22 protein-coding genes are annotated in these 23,584 nt (G+C 42.8%); 5 read left to right on the top strand and 17 right to left on the bottom strand.

The window, feature by feature from the left end; genetic code table 11:
• Window positions 1-30 precede the first annotated feature (30 nt).
• Entirely contained in the window at window positions 31-501 is a 471-nt protein-coding gene (locus JSY38_RS18105; RefSeq protein ID WP_114412147.1) for an FxsA family protein, read from the bottom strand.
• A 48-nt stretch (window positions 502-549) separates the two neighbouring features.
• Between JSY38_RS18105 and JSY38_RS18100 the strand changes: the two genes are divergently transcribed.
• Window positions 550-882, top strand: a complete 333-nt coding sequence (locus tag JSY38_RS18100) for an MGMT family protein (protein WP_114412146.1) — start codon at window positions 550-552, stop codon at window positions 880-882.
• Between the two features lie 45 nt (window positions 883-927).
• Here the strand turns inward: JSY38_RS18100 and JSY38_RS18095 are convergent, their stop codons facing one another.
• Complete coding sequence (locus JSY38_RS18095) at window positions 928-1,413, bottom strand: YajQ family cyclic di-GMP-binding protein (protein ID WP_114412145.1); 486 nt, start codon at window positions 1,411-1,413, stop codon at window positions 928-930.
• 83 nt (window positions 1,414-1,496) lie between these two features.
• Between JSY38_RS18095 and JSY38_RS18090 the strand changes: the two genes are divergently transcribed.
• The gene (locus JSY38_RS18090) at window positions 1,497-2,444 is read left to right on the top strand and encodes a ketopantoate reductase family protein (RefSeq protein ID WP_205114580.1); all 948 of its coding nucleotides are present in this window, start codon (window positions 1,497-1,499) and stop codon (window positions 2,442-2,444) included.
• Window positions 2,445-2,470: 26 nt separating this feature from the next.
• Here the strand turns inward: JSY38_RS18090 and JSY38_RS18085 are convergent, their stop codons facing one another.
• Together JSY38_RS18085 and JSY38_RS18080 are read right to left on the bottom strand one after the other, a co-directional pair.
• Entirely contained in the window at window positions 2,471-3,304 is an 834-nt protein-coding gene (locus JSY38_RS18085) for a CvfB family protein (RefSeq protein WP_114412186.1), read from the bottom strand.
• Window positions 3,305-3,384: 80 nt separating this feature from the next.
• A complete protein-coding gene (locus JSY38_RS18080; RefSeq protein WP_114412143.1) occupies window positions 3,385-3,945 on the bottom strand; it encodes a DUF1415 domain-containing protein in 561 nt (186 codons plus the stop codon).
• Between the two features lie 231 nt (window positions 3,946-4,176).
• Between JSY38_RS18080 and JSY38_RS18075 the strand changes: the two genes are divergently transcribed.
• Window positions 4,177-5,382 (top strand): DEAD/DEAH box helicase, encoded by a 1,206-nt coding sequence (locus JSY38_RS18075; protein ID WP_114412142.1) that lies wholly within the window; start codon window positions 4,177-4,179, stop codon window positions 5,380-5,382.
• A gap of 79 nt (window positions 5,383-5,461) precedes the next feature.
• On the opposite strand, the gene ribA is transcribed toward JSY38_RS18075, so the two are convergent.
• Window positions 5,462-6,070 (bottom strand): GTP cyclohydrolase II, encoded by a 609-nt coding sequence (gene ribA / locus JSY38_RS18070; protein WP_114412141.1) that lies wholly within the window; start codon window positions 6,068-6,070, stop codon window positions 5,462-5,464.
• Window positions 6,071-6,168: 98 nt separating this feature from the next.
• On the bottom strand, window positions 6,169-6,642 hold the full coding sequence (locus JSY38_RS18065; RefSeq protein WP_114412140.1) for an Lrp/AsnC family transcriptional regulator: 474 nt from the start codon (window positions 6,640-6,642) through the stop codon (window positions 6,169-6,171).
• 213 nt (window positions 6,643-6,855) lie between these two features.
• Between JSY38_RS18065 and leuA the strand changes: the two genes are divergently transcribed.
• Complete coding sequence (gene leuA, locus JSY38_RS18060) at window positions 6,856-8,529, top strand: 2-isopropylmalate synthase (RefSeq protein WP_114412139.1); 1,674 nt, start codon at window positions 6,856-6,858, stop codon at window positions 8,527-8,529.
• Window positions 8,530-8,622: 93 nt separating this feature from the next.
• Here leuA and JSY38_RS18055 read toward each other — a convergent pair whose 3' ends face one another.
• The 10 genes from JSY38_RS18055 to JSY38_RS18010 form a co-directional block, all read right to left on the bottom strand.
• A complete protein-coding gene (locus JSY38_RS18055) occupies window positions 8,623-9,549 on the bottom strand; it encodes a GGDEF domain-containing response regulator (RefSeq protein WP_205114579.1) in 927 nt (308 codons plus the stop codon).
• On the bottom strand, window positions 9,540-13,640 hold the full coding sequence (locus JSY38_RS18050) for a response regulator (RefSeq protein WP_205114577.1): 4,101 nt from the start codon (window positions 13,638-13,640) through the stop codon (window positions 9,540-9,542). Before JSY38_RS18050 ends, JSY38_RS18055 begins: the two co-directional genes overlap by 10 nt.
• A 110-nt stretch (window positions 13,641-13,750) precedes the next feature.
• Window positions 13,751-14,002 (bottom strand): hypothetical protein, encoded by a 252-nt coding sequence (locus JSY38_RS18045; protein ID WP_114412136.1) that lies wholly within the window; start codon window positions 14,000-14,002, stop codon window positions 13,751-13,753.
• A gap of 184 nt (window positions 14,003-14,186) precedes the next feature.
• Window positions 14,187-15,575 (bottom strand): ABC transporter ATP-binding protein, encoded by a 1,389-nt coding sequence (locus JSY38_RS18040; protein WP_205114575.1) that lies wholly within the window; start codon window positions 15,573-15,575, stop codon window positions 14,187-14,189.
• Complete coding sequence (locus JSY38_RS18035; RefSeq protein WP_239544051.1) at window positions 15,572-16,357, bottom strand: ABC transporter permease; 786 nt, start codon at window positions 16,355-16,357, stop codon at window positions 15,572-15,574. The genes JSY38_RS18040 and JSY38_RS18035 overlap by 4 nt, the downstream gene beginning before the upstream one ends.
• Window positions 16,354-17,286 (bottom strand): ABC transporter permease, encoded by a 933-nt coding sequence (locus JSY38_RS18030; protein ID WP_205114573.1) that lies wholly within the window; start codon window positions 17,284-17,286, stop codon window positions 16,354-16,356. The genes JSY38_RS18035 and JSY38_RS18030 overlap by 4 nt, the downstream gene beginning before the upstream one ends.
• Entirely contained in the window at window positions 17,283-18,839 is a 1,557-nt protein-coding gene (locus JSY38_RS18025; protein ID WP_239544048.1) for an ABC transporter substrate-binding protein, read from the bottom strand. Before JSY38_RS18025 ends, JSY38_RS18030 begins: the two co-directional genes overlap by 4 nt.
• Window positions 18,840-18,966: 127 nt before the next feature.
• Complete coding sequence (locus JSY38_RS18020) at window positions 18,967-19,845, bottom strand: SMP-30/gluconolactonase/LRE family protein (RefSeq protein ID WP_114412131.1); 879 nt, start codon at window positions 19,843-19,845, stop codon at window positions 18,967-18,969.
• A 40-nt stretch (window positions 19,846-19,885) separates the two neighbouring features.
• The gene (locus tag JSY38_RS18015) at window positions 19,886-20,521 is read right to left on the bottom strand and encodes a 2-dehydro-3-deoxy-6-phosphogalactonate aldolase (RefSeq protein WP_205114572.1); all 636 of its coding nucleotides are present in this window, start codon (window positions 20,519-20,521) and stop codon (window positions 19,886-19,888) included.
• A 4-nt stretch (window positions 20,522-20,525) separates the two neighbouring features.
• Window positions 20,526-21,527 (bottom strand): 2-dehydro-3-deoxygalactonokinase, encoded by a 1,002-nt coding sequence (locus JSY38_RS18010; RefSeq protein ID WP_205114570.1) that lies wholly within the window; start codon window positions 21,525-21,527, stop codon window positions 20,526-20,528.
• 306 nt (window positions 21,528-21,833) lie between these two features.
• Between JSY38_RS18010 and JSY38_RS18005 the strand changes: the two genes are divergently transcribed.
• Window positions 21,834-22,622, top strand: coding sequence for an IclR family transcriptional regulator (locus JSY38_RS18005; RefSeq protein WP_205114568.1), 789 nt, complete (start codon window positions 21,834-21,836; stop codon window positions 22,620-22,622).
• Window positions 22,623-22,655: 33 nt separating this feature from the next.
• Here the strand turns inward: JSY38_RS18005 and JSY38_RS18000 are convergent, their stop codons facing one another.
• Window positions 22,656-23,576 carry a LysR family transcriptional regulator gene (locus tag JSY38_RS18000; RefSeq protein ID WP_114412127.1) on the bottom strand — a complete coding sequence of 307 codons (921 nt, stop codon included), beginning with the start codon at window positions 23,574-23,576 and terminating at the stop codon, window positions 22,656-22,658.
• Window positions 23,577-23,584: the final 8 nt, after the last annotated feature.

The raw sequence follows: 23,584 nt of genomic DNA, 5'->3' as shown, positions 1-23,584 counted from the left end.
AGTAATCCGTATTTCAACCCAAACAAAAAATTATTTTTTATCTATTAAGTCGTTATCTTCATTAGCATATTCACCTTCAATGATATCGCCCTCATCTTTTGAGCCATACCGTTGGCCGCCACGCCACTGCGTGCCACGGGCCATCATTGAACTAACAAACTTAACAATCAAACCTGCTGCAAATAACTTTCTTAACGGTGGCACTAATAATAACGCACCAATCGCATCCGTCACGAAACCAGGAATCAGCAAACACAGGCCTGCAAACACCAACATCACACCCTCTGCCACTTCTGCAGCAGGAAGTTCACCACGGCGCATTTTTTCTTGTGCCTTTAATGACGTTTCTAAACCTTGCTTACGAATTAAAGTGACACCTATAATTGCCGTAAGGAACACTAAACCTACTGTTGCCAATGCGCCAATTTCACTACCGACCTGAATCAGTACGGTCATTTCAACAATGGGCACTAGAATAAAAAGTAAAAGCGCAAATCTCATATTCACCTTCTTTATGTCATACTCAAACTCGTTTACTGATCTCTATCTATGGGCATACCTTTGATTAATCAAGCAATGACGCACTTTAAATCGCAAGTACTCCTCATTTTAAGTGAAATACCATATGGAAGCTGCATAGCTTATGGCGAATTAGCCAAGCAATCTGGCTTTCCAGGTTATGGGAGACAAGTAGGACAACTAATGAAGAAACTTCCTAAAGACACCAAGTTACCTTGGCACCGTGTAGTTAATGCTCAACGACGAATCAGTTTCGCAGAGAATACAGATGGTTATTTGAGACAGAAAGAAAAGTTGGAAAAAGAAGGTTGGATCATTATTGGCAACAAACTCACCCTGAATGAACACACGACACTGAAATAAAAAAACGCCACTAAATATTTAGCAGCGCTTCCGTAAAAAATAGTTTTAGTCTCTAAAATTAGTAAATTGAACCGGCTGCGCCAAATCAGCTCCGCGTAAAAGCGCCATTACTTGCTGCAGGTCATCACGTTTCTTACCTGTGACGCGCAATTGATCACCTTGAATCTGTGCTTGGACTTTAGCTTTGCTGTCTTTAATCATTTTCACGATCTTTTTCGCCTCATCCGTTTCAAGCCCTTCTTTCATTTTCACCGCTTGAGATGCGCGCATATTTCCTTTCACAACATCTTCTTTTTCCAAACTTTTCAAATCAATACCACGGCCAACCAATTTTTGATTTAGAATATCAGACATCTGGCGAAGTTGAGGTTCAGCCTCTGCTTCCATGACAACGTTTTTCTTGTCTTTAATTTCGTAGTGCGCTTTCACGCCTTTAAAGTCATAACGCGTTGTAATTTCTCTGTTAGCCTGATCGACTGCGTTGCTGACTTCGTGCCAATCCAACTCAGATACTACGTCAAATGATGGCATTTTCTGCTCCTTTGCATTTTCAATAAGGTAATTTGGAGCGATAATAACAGGGATTGAAATAAAACACCTAATGGAAACCTATTATGAAGAATACGCCTTGGCTAGTCATCGGCGCTGGCGCTATCGGCCTTTTTTGGGCTTGTAAGCTAGAAAAACTCGGCAATAAAGTCCATCTAGTGTATCGATCAGAGAGCCCTGGGAAGAAAATCACCTTGGAATCGCTTACTGACGAAGAAGGTCAACAGCAGGTTTGCACGACCAAACATAAAATCAAAAGCTTTACTGCTGAAGAGCTAGCCGACCAATACGATAAAGTGCTAATCTGCACTAAGTCTTTTGACCTCACAAATGCTTTCACCCAAGTAGAAGCACACATTACAAACGATGCAGATATTGCTTGCCTTTGTAATGGCATAGGGGCGCAAGAAGAACTTCAAAACAAACTACTAGAAACACAAACCCTTTGGGCTGGCACCACCAGCGAAGGCGTACTCAAAATTGAAGCCAACCACATTAAGCACACAGGCTTAGGTGACACCTACTTTGGTCAATGGCGCCCCACAACCCCAGACAAAGAATTTCCAATCGAAGGCATGACGGTTATTAACATTCACCAACGAATTCTTGAAAAACTGGCGGTAAATGCCGTAATTAACCCTATTACTGCCATCTTCAACATCCATAATGGCGACATTTTAAATGACGAATACAAACCACTTATCGACGCCACCCTCTTCGAATTATCTAGTATCTTTACCCACCCAGAATTTAGTTACATACAAGAAAGCCAACACCTAACTAAAGACAACCTCAAGAACAGAGTTCACACCATTGCTCAACTAACCCGCCTAAATCGATCATCAATGCATGAAGACATCCGATTGCAACGCCAAACTGAAAACAGTTTCATTTCTGGTTTTTTACTTGATAACAGCCCTATTGAACTGCCTGTGCAACGCTTGTTTTTTGATGGTATCGCTCATGCAGAACAGCGTGAAGAGGTCAAAAAAAAGCTGCTAAGTCTTCCTTAGCAGCTTTTTTATCAAATCATATAACACTAGATTTTGGAGATTTTCTCTTTCGTTAGCAAAATTTTCTTTTCTTTATAAAGCGCACCCAAAGCTTTTTTATAGGTAGCTTTACTTACTTTAAACACTGCATAAATGGCTTCTGGGGACGCTTTATCTGTCAATGGTGACTCACCACCATGAGCATCTAAATAGTCCAGAATATCATCCAGTATATTACGTACTTTCTTGTAGCCAACTTCTTGCAAGCTTAAGTCAATTTTCCCGTCTTCGCGCATTTGCTTAATAAAGCCCACTGTCTTTTCACCTTTTCGAAGCTGCCTAAATGCATCTTCAAAAAACAAAACACCCCAAAAACGGTTATCAATAACACACTTAAAACCAATATTTGTCTTATCACCAATAATGATAGACACTTTATCACCCACACGATAAGGCGCTTCTTCACGGTTCAGCAAGGCATCCACTTTAGTTGTCGCCACAATGCGATTTGTGGTTTGATCTAGGTAGATGAAAAGTAAATGCGTTTCACCTTCCTCAACTCGGTTTTTCTGCTGACTAAAAGGCACCAATAAATCTTTAGGTAAACCCCAATCAAAAAACGCCCCGACTTGGTTTACTGCGATTGACGTTAACGCAGCAAACTCTCCAACTTGAGCCTTGGGAAATTCAGTGGTTGAAATCAATTTATCATCTGAATCCAAATAGACGAATACCTCTACCTCGTCATCTACCGTAACGCCTTTAGGCACATAACGTTTAGGCAATAAAATTTCGCCTAGTTGATCGGCGTCCAAATACACACCAAAATCTTTTTCTTTAACGACTCTTAATGTATTTAAGCGCCCAATTTGTGTAGCCATGAATTCTCCGGCAAGCATTTTTTTTCGCACTATACGCACTTCATTGATAAGCACAATATAGTTCATTTCGAAATCATAAGTTAGTCATTATCAGCTTTCATACAACCAGCAAATATAACGTCTAATTCAGATTTCCCAAGTTCTTCCATTTTTTCAATATTTTGATTTGGTATCTCTGTTGTATCGCCATAAAACTCAATCGCCTTATCCACACTCGCTTCTCTCAATAAATGCAGCATTGGGTAAGGTGAACGATTGGTATAATTAGAAACATCATCAGGTTCCGTACCAGAGAAGCAATAATCAGGGTGGAATGTGGCTAATTGATAAACCCCCTCACACTCCTGATCAAACATAAGATCTTCAGCCGTTTCGACAAAATCCAAATAACGATGAAAATCTTTAAATAGCGTCGGGAATATCAGCAATGTTGTTTCCGTCTCAGGGTGCTCATCCAGCCACTGAATCTCTGACATTAATTCTTCTAATGCCACATCCATCTTCTTTGATCGCAACACTACACAACGCACACTTTCTCTCTCCACTTCGCGCTTTGCGAAAGGACAGACATTTAATGCCACAATAAACTCTTTTACCCATGTCATTGTCTGGGTTGTGACCAATTCATCCGAGAGCAACATAAATCGTCTTCTTATCAATATTTGAATGTATTTTAGAGCAAAGCATACAAAGGGTCTAACTTATCAAGCCAACTTCAGAGGTTTAGATTTCGAATCCTCAGAAAACAAGGTATCATGATTGACATTACAGTCCATTATAGTGGTCCTACGCCCAAATTCATTATGCGATTCATAGTTAATTGATGATATCCATAGTTGGTCGTGCTACTTATCCCGCTACAGAGAGTTTACATGTCATTTGCTGAATTAGATCTGGATTTCACCATAGAACAAGCCATTAGTGATCTTGGTTTTGAAACCCCAACGGAAATCCAAGAACAAGCAATACCAATTGCCTTAGATGGCTCTGATCTCCTTGCAACCGCACCAACTGGCACAGGCAAAACCATCGCATTTTGTGCACCAGCCATTCAACATATTCTTGACCGTGATGAGCAATCTACTACGGCGCCAAAAGTACTAATTTTAGCGCCAAGTCGTGAGCTAGCACGCCAAATTTTCAATGTCGTAGAACAGCTAACGCAACACACACGCATTCAGTCTCACCTAATTATCGGTGGCACACCCTATGGAATGCAGCAGCAACAACTAAGCGAACCATGTGATATTTTGGTCGCCACCCCTGGCCGACTTGTCGAACTAGACGATAAACAATGGCTAGACTTAACAGACGTATCTTACTTTGTTATCGACGAAGCTGACCGTATGTTAGATATGGGGTTCGTTAATGCCATTAACCACATCGCCAAAGAGTTACCAACAGAACACCAAACGCTAATGTTTTCCGCCACATTAGAGGGCGAAAAAATGGGCCGCTTTGCTAGCGCGCTATTAAACAGCGAAACTCAACAGATTCGCCTTGGTGAATCTGCACGCACGGTACCGAGCCAAATTCGTCAATTGGCCTACCGAGTCGATAGTGAAGAACACAAAGAAGCCATACTAAAGCATTTATTAACACAAGAACGCGTTCAACAAGCCGTACTCTTTGTTTCTAATCGGGAGCACGTAGATGTATGGGTTCAACGTATTCGCAAAATGGGCTTAATGTGTGATGGCTTGCACGGTGAAATGAAACAAGGCGACCGCAGCGAGCACATGAAACAAATGAAACGTGGCCGCTTGCAAGTATTGGTCGCAACCGATGTGGCATCTCGCGGTATCGATCTTCCTGAAATCAACACAGTAATTAACTTGCGTCTACCACGCAAAGCGGATTCCTATATTCACCGCGCAGGTCGAGCTTCACGTGAAGGCGAGCCTGGTGATTGCATCTCATTAATCGATATTAACGATTTACCAATGATCGAGAAGATTCAGCGCTTCATGCAAGCCAATATTAAATTTGGTCGTATAGAAGGGCTAGAAGCAAAAACAAAAGCTCGTTCGCCAAGCAGCAAGAAGAAAAAGAAAAAACCAGCGCCAAGCAAAAAATAAAGGCTAAATAAATTAGCAACAAAAACAAGAAAGGCGCTTAAAGCGCCTTTCTTGTTTTTCACTTTGCACATTACGAAAGTCAATCAAACTTCAATGTATGGAGTTTACGCTTCGCTTTGGTTTCTAAATACAAACGATTATGCTGATTAACATGTACTTTTGTTGGTACTAATTCAGCAACGGAAATTCCGTGCTCGATAAGTTGTTGCGCTTTATCTGGGTTATTGGTCAACAAACGCACTTTATTAACACCTAGTGCTTTCAACATTTCTGCTGCCACACCAAAATCACGACCATCATCTGGCAAATGCAGCATCTCGTTGGCCTGATACGTATCATAGCCTTTATCTTGCAAAGCATACGCTTCCAGTTTTGCGTATAAGCCAATACCACGACCTTCTTGGCGTAAATAAAGAATGTACCCGCCCTGCTCATTAATAAGGTCTATGGCCTCGTCTAATTGCTCACCACAGTCACAGCGTCCAGAACCAAAGACATCACCGGTCAAACACTCTGAATGCAGACGAACCAACGGAATGCTATTGACGTCTTTTGTCTGTGTTCCTTCAAAAAATATCCCAATATGTTCTTTGCCTGAGTCATCACCATCAAAGGAAATAAACTCCGCCATCACGTCGCCAGCCCTCACGGGAATCATCACTCGACGCTTAATTGTCAAATCGCTCATCACATCTTCTCTACTAGGGACTTTTTTCACTGTAATAGTATAACATCCATTAATTTGGTCGAAAGCAAAAATATCAATGCTAAATAAGGAAAAACCTTCTAAATCAGATGATCCAAAGGCAAAGCAGTACTCTCTTTCACACTACGCAACAAAAAGCTCGACTGCACACCCGTGACACCTGGTATACGTGTCAGCTTTCCTAACAAAAAATCATGGTACTTTTCCATATCCTCGACCACGACTTCCAATAGGTAATCGCAGTTTTGTCCAGTCACCAAATTACAATTTCTCACTTCTGGAAAAGCGTCCACCTCTTCTTCAAACACACTAAATCGATCTGGTGTGTGTCGGTCCATACTAATCTGCAAAAACGCGGTCAACTTAAGACCCAGGCTAGACTTTTTTAAAATAGTCACCTTACGGTCTATCACTCCAATGTCTTCAAGCGCCTTCACTCGCCGCAGACAAGGTGAGGCGGACAAACCAACCCGGTCAGCCAAGTCCTGATTAGTTAAGCTAGAATCTTGCTGCAACTCTCGCAATATACTCAAGTCAATTTTATCAAAACCCATTATCGCAACTCCAAATCGCTAATTTTATTCTTAGTTACGCAATATAATGCTATTTGAATTGAAAATTCCATAAAAAACGCAATCTTTTACTCATCTTTTTTGTTTACACTATACAAACTGAAGAAATAAAAAATGCTAACAAAAGAAAGCGTCTACTCAAGACGCGCAAATAACAACGGGGTTTACCGACCTCCTATTAATAAGGACAAGATCATGTCGTCTTTTGACCATACAAAGTACACGTCATTCAAGCCAGTCGCTATTGCAAACCGTACTTGGCCTGACAAAGAAATCACTAAAGCCCCAATTTGGTCTAGTGTCGACCTACGTGATGGCAACCAAGCTTTGGTTGAGCCAATGACTGTGGAACAAAAGAAACAATTTTTTGCCCTACTAGTAGATGTTGGCTTTAAAGAAATTGAAGTGGGTTTCCCTGCCGCTTCTCAATTGGATTTTGACTTTGTCCGCTGGTTGATCGAAGAAGATCAAGTGCCAGATGATGTTTACATCCAAGTATTGACTCAAGCGCGCCCAGAATTGATTGAGCGCACCTATGAATCATTAAAAGGCGCCAAAAAAGCCATTGTCCACGTTTACAATTCGACATCTACAACACAGCGTGAACAAGTGTTCCGTATGGACATGGAAGGCATTAAAAAGATCGCAGTAAATGGCGCTAAATGCGTAAAAGAACATGCTGCTAAGCACCCAGAAACAGAGTGGGTATTCCAATACTCACCTGAAAGCTTTACTGGCACAGAAATCGACTACGCCATTGAAGTATGCGATGCAGTAGCAGATGTTTGGCAACCAACGCCAGACAACAAAATTATTATCAATTTGCCAGCTACGGTAGAAGTATCTACTCCTAACCGCTACGCAGACCAAATTGAGTATTTCTGCCGTAATGTTAAACAACGTGACAGCATAATTGTAAGCTTGCATACACACAATGACCGAGGTTGTGGCGTAGCGGCAGCCGAATTAGGCGTAATGGCTGGTGCAGACCGTATTGAAGGCACATTGCTAGGTAACGGCGAGCGCACAGGCAACATGGACATAGTTACTATGGCGATGAACATATACAGCCAAGGTATTGATCCAGAGTTGGCGTTGGGCGATATGGACCGCATCATAAGTGTGGTTCAAGCATGCACCTTGCTACAAGTTCATCCGCGTCACCCATACGCAGGTGAATTGGTGTTCACCGCTTTCTCTGGCTCTCATCAAGATGCGATTAAAAAATGCTTAGCCAACCAAACAGACGACAAACCTTGGGACGTGGCTTACTTGCCAATCGATCCTCGCGATGTCGGTCGTAGCTACCAAGAAGTCATTCGCGTGAACAGCCAGTCTGGCAAAGGCGGTGTTGCGTATACTCTTGAGCAAGAATACGGCTTGGCATTACCACGCTGGTTGCAGGTAGAGTTTAGCCCTATTGTTCAGCAGTTTGCGGAAAAAGACGGTGGTGTTGTCAACGCAGAATCCATGAAAGACTTGTTCGAAAGCAGCTTCATGACGGGAACAACGCCATATAAATTGGGCAAATACGACCTTGCAAAAGATGACGTAGATACCGTTCATGCAGATTTGGTCGGTAATAATACCTCAGTCAAAATTACTGGTGACGGTAACGGCGCATTGTCCGCCTTTAGCGAAGCACTAGGTAAGCACTTCAATATGAGAGTGGATATTATCCAGTACCAAGAGCACGCATTGACTGTCGGCAGTGATTCACAAGCGATCGCTTATGTTCAAGCCAACATCAACGGTGATCGTTACAATGGCGTTGCCATCGACAACGACATTGTATCTGCTTCTATCCAAGCACTATTAGCCACAGTAAATCAGAAGATTATTGAAAATACAGATTCTGCTGTAGCCTAAACACTTTAGCTAAATAGAAAGCATAAAAGGCCGACAGTCGATAAGATTGTCGGCCTTTTATGCTTAAATGATGATTACGCAGAATAAATCGGCTTATCCTGCGTAATATACGACTTTATTGCGACCCGTCTCTTTTGCTTCATACAAGCATTCATCGGCACGCTTTAGTAGAGCAAGTTTATCTTCTTTCTTTCCTGTATATCCTGCCACACCAATACTGGCCGTTATAGGAATCTCAACACCCTCATGTATTACAGGGTGCTCTGCGACAATTGCGCGATATCTTTCAAACGCCGCAAGTACCTCATCCACAGGCATTTTAGGCAAAATCATGCCAAACTCTTCCCCTCCTAAACGGCCAATAGCATCACCATCTCTTAGGTTTTTCGTGATGCGACGTACTACTTCCACAAGCACGGCATCTCCCGCGTCATGACCGTAGGTATCGTTGACCATTTTAAACTTATCAAGATCAAATATCGCACACGCCATAGGTACACCATAGCGGCGCGTAAATGACATTTCTCGCTCTAACATAACCTCAAAAGCACGACGGTTTGCAACCCCCGTTAAGTGATCAGTTGAAGCCAATTCTTCAAGCACTAAATTAGACTCAACTAACCGTCGTCTCATATCTGCAATACGTTGCATAGCTAACATTTTAGCTGACAAAATTTTCTGGCTAATAGGCTTAATAAGGTAATCATCACCACCCGCTAAAATGCCATCTTCAACATCATCGTCTTCCGCACTCGCACTTAAAAAAATCACAGGAAGCCATTCCTGTTTTTGTTGTTCTTGTATATCACGGATAGACCGGACCGCATCAAAACCATTCAAATAAGGCATTTGCACGTCCATTAAGATCAGATCCAAATCATCTGAATTCGCTATAAATTGCTCTATGGCCTCTTTACCATTACTAGCCTCTATCGTTCGGTAACCCAACTTCGATAGATGCAACTTAAGCAGCAAACGATCTGTATTAGTGTCATCAACTATTAATACTTTCATTGGCATGACAGCATATCCTGTAGTTTATTTTTCACTTCGCGGTACATTGCTAATACTTCTCTTAACTTCAAATGTAACTCAGGAACATCGCCTTCACGACCTTCTCTCTCAAGCTGTGCAGCCATTGAAGACATTGTCATGGCCCCTACATTTTGGCTAATAGATTTCAAACTATGAGCAAGCCGAGAAATGAGCCCACAATCTACGCCATCATCTTTCATCAGTATTTTATCAAACGAAGCAAGGATGCTGTCTGCATCTGCAAAAAAGGCCTCGACTAATAATACAAAATCATCCCCCAATATCACTTTTAATTCATTTAAGGCAGTCTCATCGATAATAACATCTGATTGCACATCAAAAGCTGAACTGGCCGATAACATAGATTGATCTTCACCCATATCTGGTGTTTGGCTGGCTGGTAACCATTTGTCTAACATACTAATAAACTCCTTTTGTTTAAATGGTTTAGGGACTAAACCATCTCCACCAGATCGAAAAACTTCGGGCAATGTCTCAGGCATAATATCCGCCGTTAACGCCAGAATAGGGACACGCTTACGACCTGCACTTTTTTCAGCTTGTCTAATATGACGCATAGAAGAAAGTCCATCCATAACAGGCATATGCAGATCCATAAAGATTAGGTCGGGTTGATGAGCTTCCCACATTTCAATACCAACAGCACCATTTTCAGCACCAACAACATCAAACCCCATACGCTCCAATATGCCTTTCGCAACAGCCATGTTCGCCCTCATATCCTCCACAACCAAGATTAATCCCCGTTTTTGATCCTCACCCAGACCTTTTATCGTCGAATCAACCTCAGCAGAGTGGTCTTTTTCATCTAAATAAGAATATTGACGTCCAATAAAGTGAGTAGACAAAGCAGAAATAAGGCCTTTTTTAAGCATAAATCCCGTCATTGGTTTTGCGACATTAATATTAACCCCCGCGTCAGACAGCTCCTCGCTGGACAATATACCTGCTGATGTTGTCATTAAAATAATCGGCTGGCGATTAGAGCCACTTGCTTCACGAATAAGTCGAGTAAGCATCAAACCATCCAATTCAGGCATCATATAATCCGTTACCACTATTTGATATGGCACCCCATCATCTATTGCCTGACTCACCCTGTGCAAAGCATTCTCCGAATTGATCTCAGCATCCGCATATATGTCACATGAGCGGAGCTGATTTTTCAAAATAGTTAAATTGGTTTCATTGTCATCAACAATCAATGTTTTCTTACCAATCAACAAATTTTCATTGATAACAGCATCGATATGAGAGATAGCATGACTTTCGGGTAAAGATAAAGTGACAGTAAAAGTAGAGCCTACATCAGGTTCACTTACCAAAGCGATATCACCATTCATTAAATCAATAAGCTGCCTTGTGATAGCCAAGCCAAGGCCCGTGCCACCAAATTTACGAGTTGTCGAGCTATCTGCTTGTACAAAGGCATTAAATAATAACGGCTGAACGCTTTTATCAATGCCGACCCCCGTATCTGATACACTCATTGTCATTGACGCTATTCCTTTCTTATCTACAGTGCCGTGTATAGTCACCAGCACATGCCCAACACTGGTAAATTTAATTGCATTACTGATCAAATTAGTAAGAATTTGCTTAATACGAAATACATCCCCAACCAAAAACCTAGGGCAGCTTTCATGATATTGAACCAATAAATCTATACCCTTCTCTTCGGCTTTTATTACCAGCATCCGAACAACATCGTAAATGCTTTTCTCTAAATTGAAATCTACTCGCTCAATTGACAAATGGCCTGCTTCAATCTTAGAGAAATCCAACAAATCATTAATAAGATTTAAAAGCCCTTCTCCTGATTCTTGCAACACTTTTAATTGCTCTGTTTGCTCAGGATTAAGAGAAGTCCCAGAAAGTAATTCGGCCATACCCAACACACCATTTAGTGGCGTTCGGATTTCATGGCTCATTGTGGCAAGAAAATCACTTTTGGTTTTGCTCGCGGCGAGTGCTTGCTTACTTGCTTCGCGTAACAACACTTCCGTTTCTTTACGCGATGTGATGTCCATATTGACACCAATAAGGTGTGACGCATGACCTAACTTGTCCAATACTAGAATCGCATTGGACTTGAGGTAACGGGTTTGCCCATCTTTGCGTGTAATTTTGAAATCGAAATCTAAATTTTCTGAGATATAAGATGCTTCTTGCGCGGTAAAATAGGCATTTCGGTCTAAATTGCTAAATACTTCACTGAGCATAAGTTTATCTTCAGGAAAAACACAATCATCCCAAACAACCAGCGGAGACACATTAGCCGATTTGGATGTGCCGTATAACCGATACATCCATTCATCCCAGCGCAAATTATCGCTTTGTAAGTCAAGCTCCCAAACACCAATGCCAGCCGCATCAGCCGCAACAGACAGGCGAAGGTTGGTGTCGATCATCTTCCTTTCAACGTCTAATCGTTCAGTCACGTCATGTACATGGGCAATATATCCACCCAGTCGACCATCGGCACTTTTAAACATATTGCCAATTGTTTCGGTATGAAAAACTTTTCCTAATTTATGCCTATAGCTGACACGGTAACGATTTAATACATCTTCAACATCATTGTAATACGCCTTGCCTTGCTTAATAAAATCACGTTCTTCGGCGTAAAGAACCTTGGTACTTTTACCTTTTACTTCCGCAAGCTCATAACCAAACAGCTTAGTGAAAGCAGGGTTAATCATTTTTATTTCACGGTCAGCCCCTACCATGACAATTGCTTCAGGCGCATTCACAAAAAGCGATTCGAAGAATATTTTTTGCTCTCGCAACTCTTTTTCATACTCAGCCTGTATCGCTCTATCCCGCTCCAACGTCATTTCATTACCAATCCATTGCGCCAACAACTTCATAACTTCATTATCGTCTTCACTGAATGGGTGTTTTTTGGGGTTCGGACTCGAAAAATTTAATGTCCCCCAACGCTTGCCTCCAATATACAGGACCATCCCAATATAAGCTTCTAAGCCAAAATTCGCATAACAAGGGTGCTCTTTAATGTCGCTAATTGCCGTATGAAAATAAGAGGTTGGAGTATTACTGCCTAACGTATGTACACAGTAAGTGTTACCTAAATCAAACTGTGCTCCAGGGAGCACCTCGCCATTTGGAGTTTGACTATATTGAACTTCATAGACATCACCAGTAATCGAACTAATAAGCCCAATTGGAAGTGCGAATTGCTCAACGCCAATTTCGAGGATTTTTTGTAACTTTTCATCCAATAACAATTCTGAATCAGCTGTCACCTCATGTAAGAGCCGCAACGTCTCAAGTGTTCGTCTTTGACGGGTAACATCTTGCACACAAACATAACCCCCCGTCACTTCCCCTTGCTCTATTCGAGGAATATATGACGATTTATTAAATCTAACTTCACCATCATCACCTGTATAGTCAACCTCATAATGAAATTTCACCGTTGAACCTTGAAGCGCCTCTTTTAATTTAGGTTCAACCTTCGTAAACATATCCGCTGGCACAAGGTCTTTTACAGATTTCCCTATGTAGCCGTCATCTGATGGCCTGAAGCGCTGTTCATAGGCTTTATTCACAAATTGATAGCGTAAATTACGGTCAAGCAAGGCCATATAGACAGGCATATTATTGCTTAAACTTAAAAGCTCTTCATATTTCACGAACTCCACGCATTCACTTGAAGTTTGGCTGAGGGCTGGCGCTAACAATCCAGCAAAAACATCGGCCAAATCATGGATATGTGCATCAAAACCCAACTCATCAATTGAACAGGGAGCCACGTCTATAAAAAACAAACGTACCCCATAAAGAGGGAAAAACTCAGAAAGGTAACTGGAAACTTGAGGATAATCAGAAAAAAATGGGAAAGCCGTATCGGTTTGCTTTAAATTAAATTCTCGAGAAGAATGTAACACTTGGCTACGGAATGAGGTATCAGAAAAATCAACGCCATGTGTTTCACCTGAAATAACAATACGGCCGTTTTCAAGAAGCAAGCCAGAACAAGACATCCCTAGAAGAGTCCTAGCAACTTTCAAAGCAGCTTGTAATGGGTCCATTTATTTCCCCTTAACGGCTTAGCTAAAAGCCTTTATAGATTTCCTCATCCTACTAGGCTACCTATAAAACATAACAGAAAATAAAAGTTTTGCTGCATCAGATTCTTAAGTTAAGGCAGTAACTTATCGATAAGAACACAATCCTTAGTGTCATTACGGCTTGCTTTAACTTTATCTAAGATTTTCTGAGCTACGTCTTTTTGGCGATCTGACACATGCTCAGAATCCACCGTCTTCTGAACATTGCTCAAATAAATGTCCAGTTTGGGCGTGCAATAGTCTTCAAACGCAAAAGCGCCAGTCGATGCAACAACTGCAGCAGCACTAACTAAAGCAACAGAGAAAGTTTTTTTGAACGACATAAAATTTTCCTAAATAAAGCCATTTAATTAGAAAAATTAGATCATAGACAACACAAAAGTGAAACCTAAACTCCCCCTTAAGCCAGTGTATTTAACAGTTTCAATACTAAATAGAAGTAACCTGCAGATATTAAGCAAGTGCATTTGAACGCACTTACCTAATACCACAGATCCTTAACCTAACTTATAAAGCAATAACTTGATGACAAGTTCGCTGAATAAGGTCAGGGTCATGACTCACTAACAACACCGCGCAATTCGCCTCAGTGGCCAACTCTACCAATAACTGCGTTACCTCCTTAGCCGTAATCGGGTCTAGACGTGATGTCGGCTCATCTGCGAACAGAAAAACAGGATCAAGCAACAAGGCGCGTAATATGGCAAAGCGTTGTAATTCACCACCGGATACCGACAAACAATTACGTTCTAAAATCCCTGCTGGTAGTTTCAATTTAGTCATCAAAGGAGCAATACGCGCTTTATCAATATCATGCAAAAGTACTAAATCATCCAATAATTGCCCCAGAGACACACTAGATGAAAACGCCGATGGTGGATCTTGATACAATTTCAGCCATTGATATGGCTTAGCGTTTTTATGAAAACGAGTAAGCTTGCCAGCCGAAACAGGCAACAAATTAAGCAATGCATCGCCAAGCGATGATTTACCGCAGCCACTGTCACCGACAATGCCAACCACTTCTCCTTGCTTGATGGTAAATGACAAGCCTTCAAATAAGACGCGCCCTCCACGTTCTAAAGTTAACTTATCTGCAACAAGAAGGTCGTGCGAGCTTGCACGCCTAATAGGCGGAGCAATATCTGACCACGCACTCGGCTCTGCTGCAATAAGTTCTCGGGTATAAGGGTCTTGAGGACTATCCAGAAGATTTGCCGCCTCACCTTTCTCCACCAAGCACCCTTCTTTCATTACTAATAGCAAACCGCCTAACTGACGGGCTACCGACACATCGTGAGTAATAGTCAGCAAACTGCCTAGATTCGAACGGGCCTGGAGCAGCTGCACAATACCATCACGACGAGACACATCAAGCCCTTTGGTTGGCTCATCAGCCAAAATCACATGCGCCCCACCAGCAGTGGCCGCAGTAATCGCGAGACGTTGTGCCATACCTCCCGACAGTTCATCAGGACGTTTATGGCCGTTACCTACCAAACCGACCTGTCCTAGATCGTCTTCCGCCATAGCAAGCGACGTTTCTGCACTATTGCCACGTACAAACCGATAAACCTCTTTAACTTGATCAACCCCTTTCATCAAAGGGTCCAGCGAATGCCAAGGCTCTTGCGGCAACATGACCATTTCACGTCCCCACAAAGCTTGACGCTCTTCAATCGTCATCACTTTACCAAAAGTTTCTATTTCACCAGACACCGTTAAACCATCAGGTAATAGACCCATAATGGCTTGTGCCAGTAAACTCTTACCGGACCCAGTTTGGCCCAGAATAGTAAGTGGCTCGCCTTGCTTTAGCTCCAACGACATTGGCTCCAACAAACAAGTGTCGCCCACATAAACAGCCACATTGGTTAATTTCAGTAATACGCTCATGCTCGTTTTCCTGCCAATAAATGAAATGCAAACACCATCAAAGCAATCACTACCAAGGGCTGAGCGAGTAACCAAGGCGCTTCGCTGTAATACGGAAACAATTCAACCGTCATTAAGCCAAGCTCAGCCAGCGGAGGTTGAATACCAACATACACAAAGCCCAATGATGCCATGGTTAAAATCGCATTCGCGCCACCAAAGGCTGCCAAGGTAAATACTGATGGAGAAATAGCTGGCCAAATATGACGCTTAAACTGATACCAACGGCCAAAGCCCATCATCTGTGACGATTGTCTTGCAGGGCTTTGTATTACGCCTTGTGTGACAGCACGCACTACTCGGAAATACTCCACCCACTGCACCAAAGAAATCGCCAAATACAACACCAAGAATGAACCCGGAGCGATCGCAGCAAACAGCAATACAACCACCAAACCCGGTAAAGCAAGGAGTATATTCACCACAATTCCCATGGCAACATCAACCTTTTTGCCTCCCCAAACAGACCAGACACCAAATGCCGTTCCAACCAGTGAAGAAGTGAACATACACAACAGACTTAACCCGAAAGACAGACCAACAGCATGCGCCATACGTGTAAACATACTGCGACCAAAATGGTCAGTACCAAGCCAATGGGTTGCAGAAGGCGATTCCATAATGGCATTCAAATCTTGCTGAGAAATACTATAAGGAGAAAAAGCCATCCCCCCCAGTGAAAACGCCAACAACGCTAATAAGATAGCCAAACCAACCCATTGGGATTTTTTCATCTTCATCATGCTTTCGCTCCCCTTGGGTCAATCCATAAACAAATAATATCAACCAAGGTGTTAAGCAAAACGAACAATACCCCCATAACTAAAGCGGATCCTTGAATTACTGGAATATCGCGAGCAAAAATAGCATGGGCCAAACCATGACCTATTCCTGGCCAAGAGAACAATGATTCAATCATTACAATCCCTTCGATCATACTCACCAATTGGATACCAAAGAACGCCACCACAGGCACAGCAATATTGCGCACACCATGCTGTCGAAAGGTTTGCCATTCAGACAAGCCCTTTACCCGAGAAAAACGATAAAAAGCAGCCTGAAAAGTATGCTTAGCAGAGTCTCTTACCACGCGATTCGACACTGCAGCCAAGCTAATAGCCAAAGTAAGAGCAGGCAAAACAAGGTGGGCAGGAGTTCCAAAACCGGCGACCGGGAATAGCCCCCAATGCAAAGCAAAGAATAAAAGCAGCAATACACCAACAACAAAAACAGGCATGGCACGAATCGCACTCGATAATCCCATTAAGACAGAGTCCAGCGGATTACCTCGCCATGCACTAAGTAACCCCAGTGGCACCGCAATTAACACAGATAACATCAGCCCAGAAAGAGCCAACAACAATGAATGCCCCAGCATATGCTGGACAGAATCCATCACTGGCAAGCCACTCACTAACGAGTCACCTAGCTTGAATTGAAGAAGATCCGTCAACCAGTGCCAATATGCCACCCATGGGCTTTGATCTAACTGTAATTCTGCGCGCACCAATGCCGCAGCTTCAGAATTTACATTGTCTTGTCCATATCGGCTGGCAGCTATTCGATAAGCCATATCACCAGGTAATGAACGCATCAAAATAAAGGTCAAAGTTCCAACCCCCCACACCACAGTAATCAGCTGCAGAAGCCTTTTTAACAGCATGGCCTTCATGGTTTTACAAACTCCATTTCATTCAAATAAAAGCTGCGCTCAAAAGGGTCGTATCGAAATCCTTTAATGCGATTATTAACAGAGGTTTGCTGCACGTAGGAAGAAACAGGAATCATCGGTCGCTGGTTAAACAATATTTGAGCACTGCGCTGGGCAATTTCTTTATATGATACAGGATCGGAGGTTTGTTCTAACGTCATTAAATCGGCACTTAACGCGCTATTATTCCAATTCATCGCTCCCCAATCACCACCGCCATTCGATCCAAAATCAGACAGCATCACACCCAAAGGGTCAGCAATAAAACCATAATTCCGCGCGATAAGCGCCACCTCTAAAGAACCATCCTGATGGCCCATTGCTATCGCACTTGAATTAGTAATTTCTACCTTAGTTGTCACGCCAATAGCTTGCCACTGGGCTTGGATCGCCGTTGCTACCGCTGTTAATTCAGGTCTATCAGCATAGGTAATCAGTGTTAGTTCAAATAATTCACCCTCTCTCTCAAGCATACCATTTGCATTCTTATTCCAACCCAAAGAGGACAACAATGACTCAGGTGTGCCAACTTCCGATTCAGTCTCACTAGTTACATTATCCAAATGCCAATTAGACATAGAGGCAGGCAATATCTGCTCGGCCTCAGAGCCAGGAATACGCAGAACACCTTTTGCTATCCCTTTACGATCAATAGCTAAGCTCAGCGCTTGACGGGCACGGACATCATTCAAAAAGCGATGTCCGCTGTTTAACTTCAATACAATGGTTCTAGGAATTGAGTTCGATGAGACAGTTAAAATATCCATGCGCTGTAATGAGGGTAGACTGGCAGGATCTAACCCAAAAACAATGTCCGCTTGACCACTTTTCGCCTGTAAGACACGGCTTTCAGCACGATGACCGGTTAAATAACTAGCAAAAGGAATACTGGCTTTTTTGCCCCAATAATCATCAAACTTTTCAACGACAAGCTTATGCGGCGGAGCAAACTGAAAAACTTTATATGGACCTGTGCCAGATAGCGCTAAGACTTCCTCATCATTTCCATACGCTGCAGGAGATAAAATGCCGTTTGCATAATTCGCTAACACCGCCCCCAACAAGGTATAAGGTCGAGACAGTGAAATAACAACAGAAGAATCTCCCGCAGCAGAAATACTGTTGATTGGCGCATTTCTCAATGCTCCATGCTTCGTTTGAGCAATCAAAAGACTATTAACAACAGCCTCAGCATTCATCAAAGTACCATCGTGAAAGTAAACATCGTCACGCAAATCAAACGTCCAGGTTCTTGCGTCTTCACTCACCTGCCAATCCTTTGCCAAAGCCGGAATAAGCAAGCCCTTTTCATTAACATCCAACAAAGTTTCCACCACTTGCATACGACTAAATATATAACCGTTCTTTGAAGGATCTAGACTGGTAAACTCAAAAGCCGCACTAATCGACACAGTGTTAGAGGATGTAGGTCCCGAACAGGCCGTCACCGCCAGCAGCCCAAACAATATAGAGCTACAAAATAGTATTCGTTTATAAAAAGGCATTACTTTCATATCCGTATTATCCATGAAACACAAAAATGTAATAATATAACATTACCTTTTTTTGCACAATAAAAAAGCCCACTCAAATCTCTTTGAGCGGGCTTTTTTATAAAAATTAGTTATATACGCTAGACAGCTAAAATCCAGCAAATGGCTGACTTGGTTCACCGGTGACATCAAGACCCAGCGCGACCTTTAAATCGATAGCCACAACATGACCGGACAACGGCTTTTCTGCTAATTCGCTTTCACTTGTGGCAACACTCGCCGACGTGATGAACAGTGTATTGCCGTCCGCACCACCAAACACACAACTTGTCGGCTTAGAGAACGGCAGCTCAATCGTCTGCAACACTTCACCTTCTGGGCTGTAGCGTACAATGCGTGAACCATCCCAATTTGCGTTCCATATACAGGCTTCGGCATCAATACAAGAGCCATCAGCCCCAATACCTTCTTTCACTTCAAAAAATGGGTTTTGGCTGCGCACATCACAAAACTCTGGATACGGAAAAACGTGCACTTTACGAGTCATTGAATCGCCAAAATAAAAACGTCCTCGAGACTCGTCCCATGCCAGTGTATTGGAAATACCAACCCCCTCCAACATGAGTGTCTTTTTGCCTTCAGGAGTGATTTTCCACAAGCGGCCCGATGCACTTTCTTCAGCATCGTCCATGGTACCAAGCCATAACACACCATTTGGGTCACATTTGGCATCGTTACTGCGGTTACCAGGAATATCGGTATCTAAGTCACATAAGTGTTCTAATTCACCTGTCGCTTTATCTAAATACGCAACAGAATCCGCCAAAGCCACCAACAATCGATCACTTTGAGTAGTGAATACCGCAGACACTTTTTTCGGCAAAGTCCAATGTTGGTATTCATTAGACTCTTGATGCCAGCGCCACACTTGGCAGGCAGGAATATCAACCCAATACAGAGCTTGTTCTGACTGACTCCAAAATGGCCCTTCGGCTAATTGATGTCGTTGAGTACTAATTTGCTTCATTGTTTTTATTCTCCTATCTCTGCTTTTTACTTAAAGAGAGCTATTTTTGAAAAGCCTTCCAAGCCGCCATAAAGGCTTCTGCATTCGTTTTAGTGACTTCGACCGATTGACCCTTTTTATACAAAGCCGAACCTAAACCAAAACCACGAGCGCCAACATTTAAATAGTCCGCCACGTTATCTGGCGTAACACCACCAACAGGACACAACCAAGTCTCGGTAGGAATAACTGCGCCTAATGCTTTTACTACGTTAATTGTTGGTAAGGCTTCGGCAGGAAACAGTTTTACCGCATCAGCGCCGGCATGCAGTGCCGAAAAAGCCTCACTCGCGGTAAAAAATCCCGGCATTGCATACAAACCTGCCACTTTCGCGGCTTTAATCAATTCAACATCGGTATGCGGACAAACCATTAATTTTGCCCCCGTGTCGACCAGCTCGGTTAACTGCGCCATGGTCAAAACAGTACCAGCGCCAATCAATACTTGGTCACCGAATTTTTCCTGAAGAGAGCGAATGCTGGTAAAGGCATCAGGCGAATTAAGTGGCACTTCAATTAGACGAAAACCAGCACCTATTAAAACTTGAGCATGCTCAATGACCTCGTCAGGCTTAATCCCACGAAGAATGGCAACCATTGGAAATTCTTGCATCAACGCATCAAAAGAATGTTTCATATCATTACGCTCCTTTTGTCAGATTAGTTTCCGACTTAGCCTGACGATTCGCCAAACGCTTTAAACCACGAATACTCGCTTCGTTAGCCGCCAGAAATTCAGCAGTAAGATCGCGCGAAGACAAGGCTAAGGCATATCGCGCGCTCAATGCCTGACTACCAATAATCACTACTCGGCCACTTTGCGTTTCTAATGATTCTGCCTCTAATGCCAGCAAAACATCATTCACATCATGACCAATTACCACACCAGATAAGTAATCTCGAACTTCATCTGCGGCTAACTCGCCACACACAAAACGACTTCGAGCACTGAATAAATGATGCAAAATACCGCCCGCTTGCTGGCTCGCCAAAACGCCTTTTTTGAAGGCAGCTTTATTCAGCTGATCAGATTGAGGCAAACCTTTTACCAAACTGGATTCATCGTTCAAACGCGCAAATAATTCACCAGTGATAGAGGTAGAAAACTGCGTGACCTGACCTTCTGTAATTTGCGCCCATTTACAGTGGGTTCCCGGCAAACAAAATACGGGAGACTCATCGGCTCGACCTTGCTCCTCTAACCAATCAATCGCACCCAATAATTGCGTTTCTTCGCCGCGCATGACATCAGTAAGTCCAGAGACACCTTCACCACGTAACCCAGGCACAATCGCTACCTTGTTTGGCAAAGATGTCGTCAACCAAAAAAGATGTTCAGATAAATCGTCTAACTTGATAGGACAGTGTTGATAAGGTACTTCTTGCCAACCACCGCGACTGCCCACCATGCCCGCCATATAAATCGGCAAATCAGGCGTTAGCCAATCTCCCAGCAAATCAGATAGAACGCTTTCAAATTCAGCCGGGCCAAGCTTTAGCATGCCTCGATCACTGTCTCGCTGAGCTTGAATTTGACCATCCTGAGTCATCAAAAAGGCACGTAAATTGGTCGTTCCCCAATCGACAGCAATGAAGCTTGCGCTACCATCAGCTGATTGCGGAACAGGATTAATTTGGGTCATTACAAGAGACCTCGATATCATAAGTTCTACGTTAATTTTTAGTGTGTTCGGTGAAGAAATGCTGCTAGAACAACACCAATACCTTTATGCCGCCTGCATAGCGCACACCTTCTTATTTTTATAAATCTATAAACCTTACTGATTAAACTGAAGTCTATATCAAACAAACAGGCCAACAAATAGTGGAACATAGTTCCACTATTTGCAATACTCAATCTATGGCATTTTCAAGACTGGTTATTTTTACTAAAATATTTAAGAGCTGCCTCATCATACAAATACTTCGAAAAGAGTAAGGATCCCATCATGTCAGAACAAGAAACAAAAAGTGGAGGCTCGTCATTAGACAAAACACTTAATCTCTTACAGGAAGTGTGTGCAGCAAAAGTGCCATTACGCTTTGCGGATTTGGTAGATAAAACAGACCTACCGAAAGCTACCGCTCACCGGATTTTAATGTCTCTATCAGAAAAGGGCTTGGTTCGTTTTGACGAAGTCACACAGCTTTATCATCCGGGCTACGGACTATTAGAGCTTGCTCACCAAGCTTGGGCAAAAATCGATGTACGTGATATTGCCGCAGACCAAATAAAACATTTATGGGATGAAACAGGCGAAACCATTCACCTTGCGGTACTTGATCGAGGAGATGTGATTTATATCGACAAACTAGAGAGTCAAAAAAGCTTGCGCCTATTTTCTGCGGTTGGCAAAAAAGGCCCTGCTTACTGTACAGGTGTTGGAAAAGCCATGCTGGCTTTTCTTAGTGAAGAGCAATTGGTGGCTGCTATTAAAGAGCAGAGCTTTATCAAACACACGGACACCACATTTATTAACGAAAAAATGCTACGAGACGACCTTCTTAAAATCCGTGAAAGCAAAATATCCTTAGACTTGGAAGAGCACGAGGAAGGCATTCAATGCGCCGCCTCCGTTATTTTAAATCACAGAAATGAACCCGTCGCCGCACTAAGTATTACTGTTCCAAAGTTCCGAATAGACGACGCACGTTTTAAACACTTTCAAATACTGGTGAAAGAAGCCTGTAGGAAAGTATCCGCTCGAATGGGAGCCACAACGCCCAATAATCCATAAGCCCATGATAGCGAAAGTAATGCACTGAACAGATCAATCAAAACGATTAGGACTTACCACTTCAGCAAAATATTGCAAAAGACTTTCCAAAAATACTCTTAATGCTGGTGTCATGGTTTTCCTATTTGAATATACCGCCTGAACAATGCTTATCTTAGTTGTCCATTCAGGAAGAACACGCACCAGATTCCCTCTTTCTAGCTCTTCCGTAGCGACAATTTCTGGCACCAACCCCACCCCGACACCTTGCAATGCCGAACTTAAAAGCAACCAGCGGTTCAAACACACCAACCGAGGATGGTGCTGAACCAAGCAAATACTGCTGTTCGGTCCAAGTAATTCCCACTGATGAACAGATTCCTGCTTACCAAAAGTTTCGGTCAATGTGGGCAGTTTAGAAAGCTGATCTGGATGAGTTGGCATTCCAAATTCTTTGATAAACTGCGGACTCGCTACCAAAATCATTTTGCTGGTGCCCAGCTTCTTCGCCACCATACCGGCTCCATTAACTATGGCGCCTCGTGTTCGTAGCGCGATGTCAATGCGTTCTTCCAGTACCTGAACATCTCTATCTGTCGCATCCAAAAACACGGAAATCTTGGGATACTTCTTCATAAACTCAGGCAAAAAGACAGAAAAGTGGTGCTGAGCCAATAAAACAGGACAACTTACCCGAACCACACCCGAAGGCACAGACTGCAATAACGCCACAGACTCGTAAGCAGATTGACCTTCCGCCACCATATTAATGGCGCCTTCATACAATTGTAGGCCAGCATCAGTTAGGGAAAACTGGCGGCTGTTGCGCTGAATCAATTGGATACCCAGCTTATCTTCTAGCTGCGCGACTCGACGACTTAAAAGCGATTTAGTAATGCCCGATACTCGCTCAGCAGCAGTATAGCCACCATGTTCAGCAGTCAGGTAAAAATAATAAATATCGTTAAAATCCATAAACCGCT

Source organism: Marinomonas foliarum, from assembly GCF_016906065.1.
Taxonomy (GTDB): Bacteria; Pseudomonadota; Gammaproteobacteria; order Pseudomonadales; family Marinomonadaceae; genus Marinomonas; species Marinomonas foliarum.
Note: the sequence above shows the minus strand (reverse complement) of the source record. Positions and strands in the feature narration are given on the sequence as shown.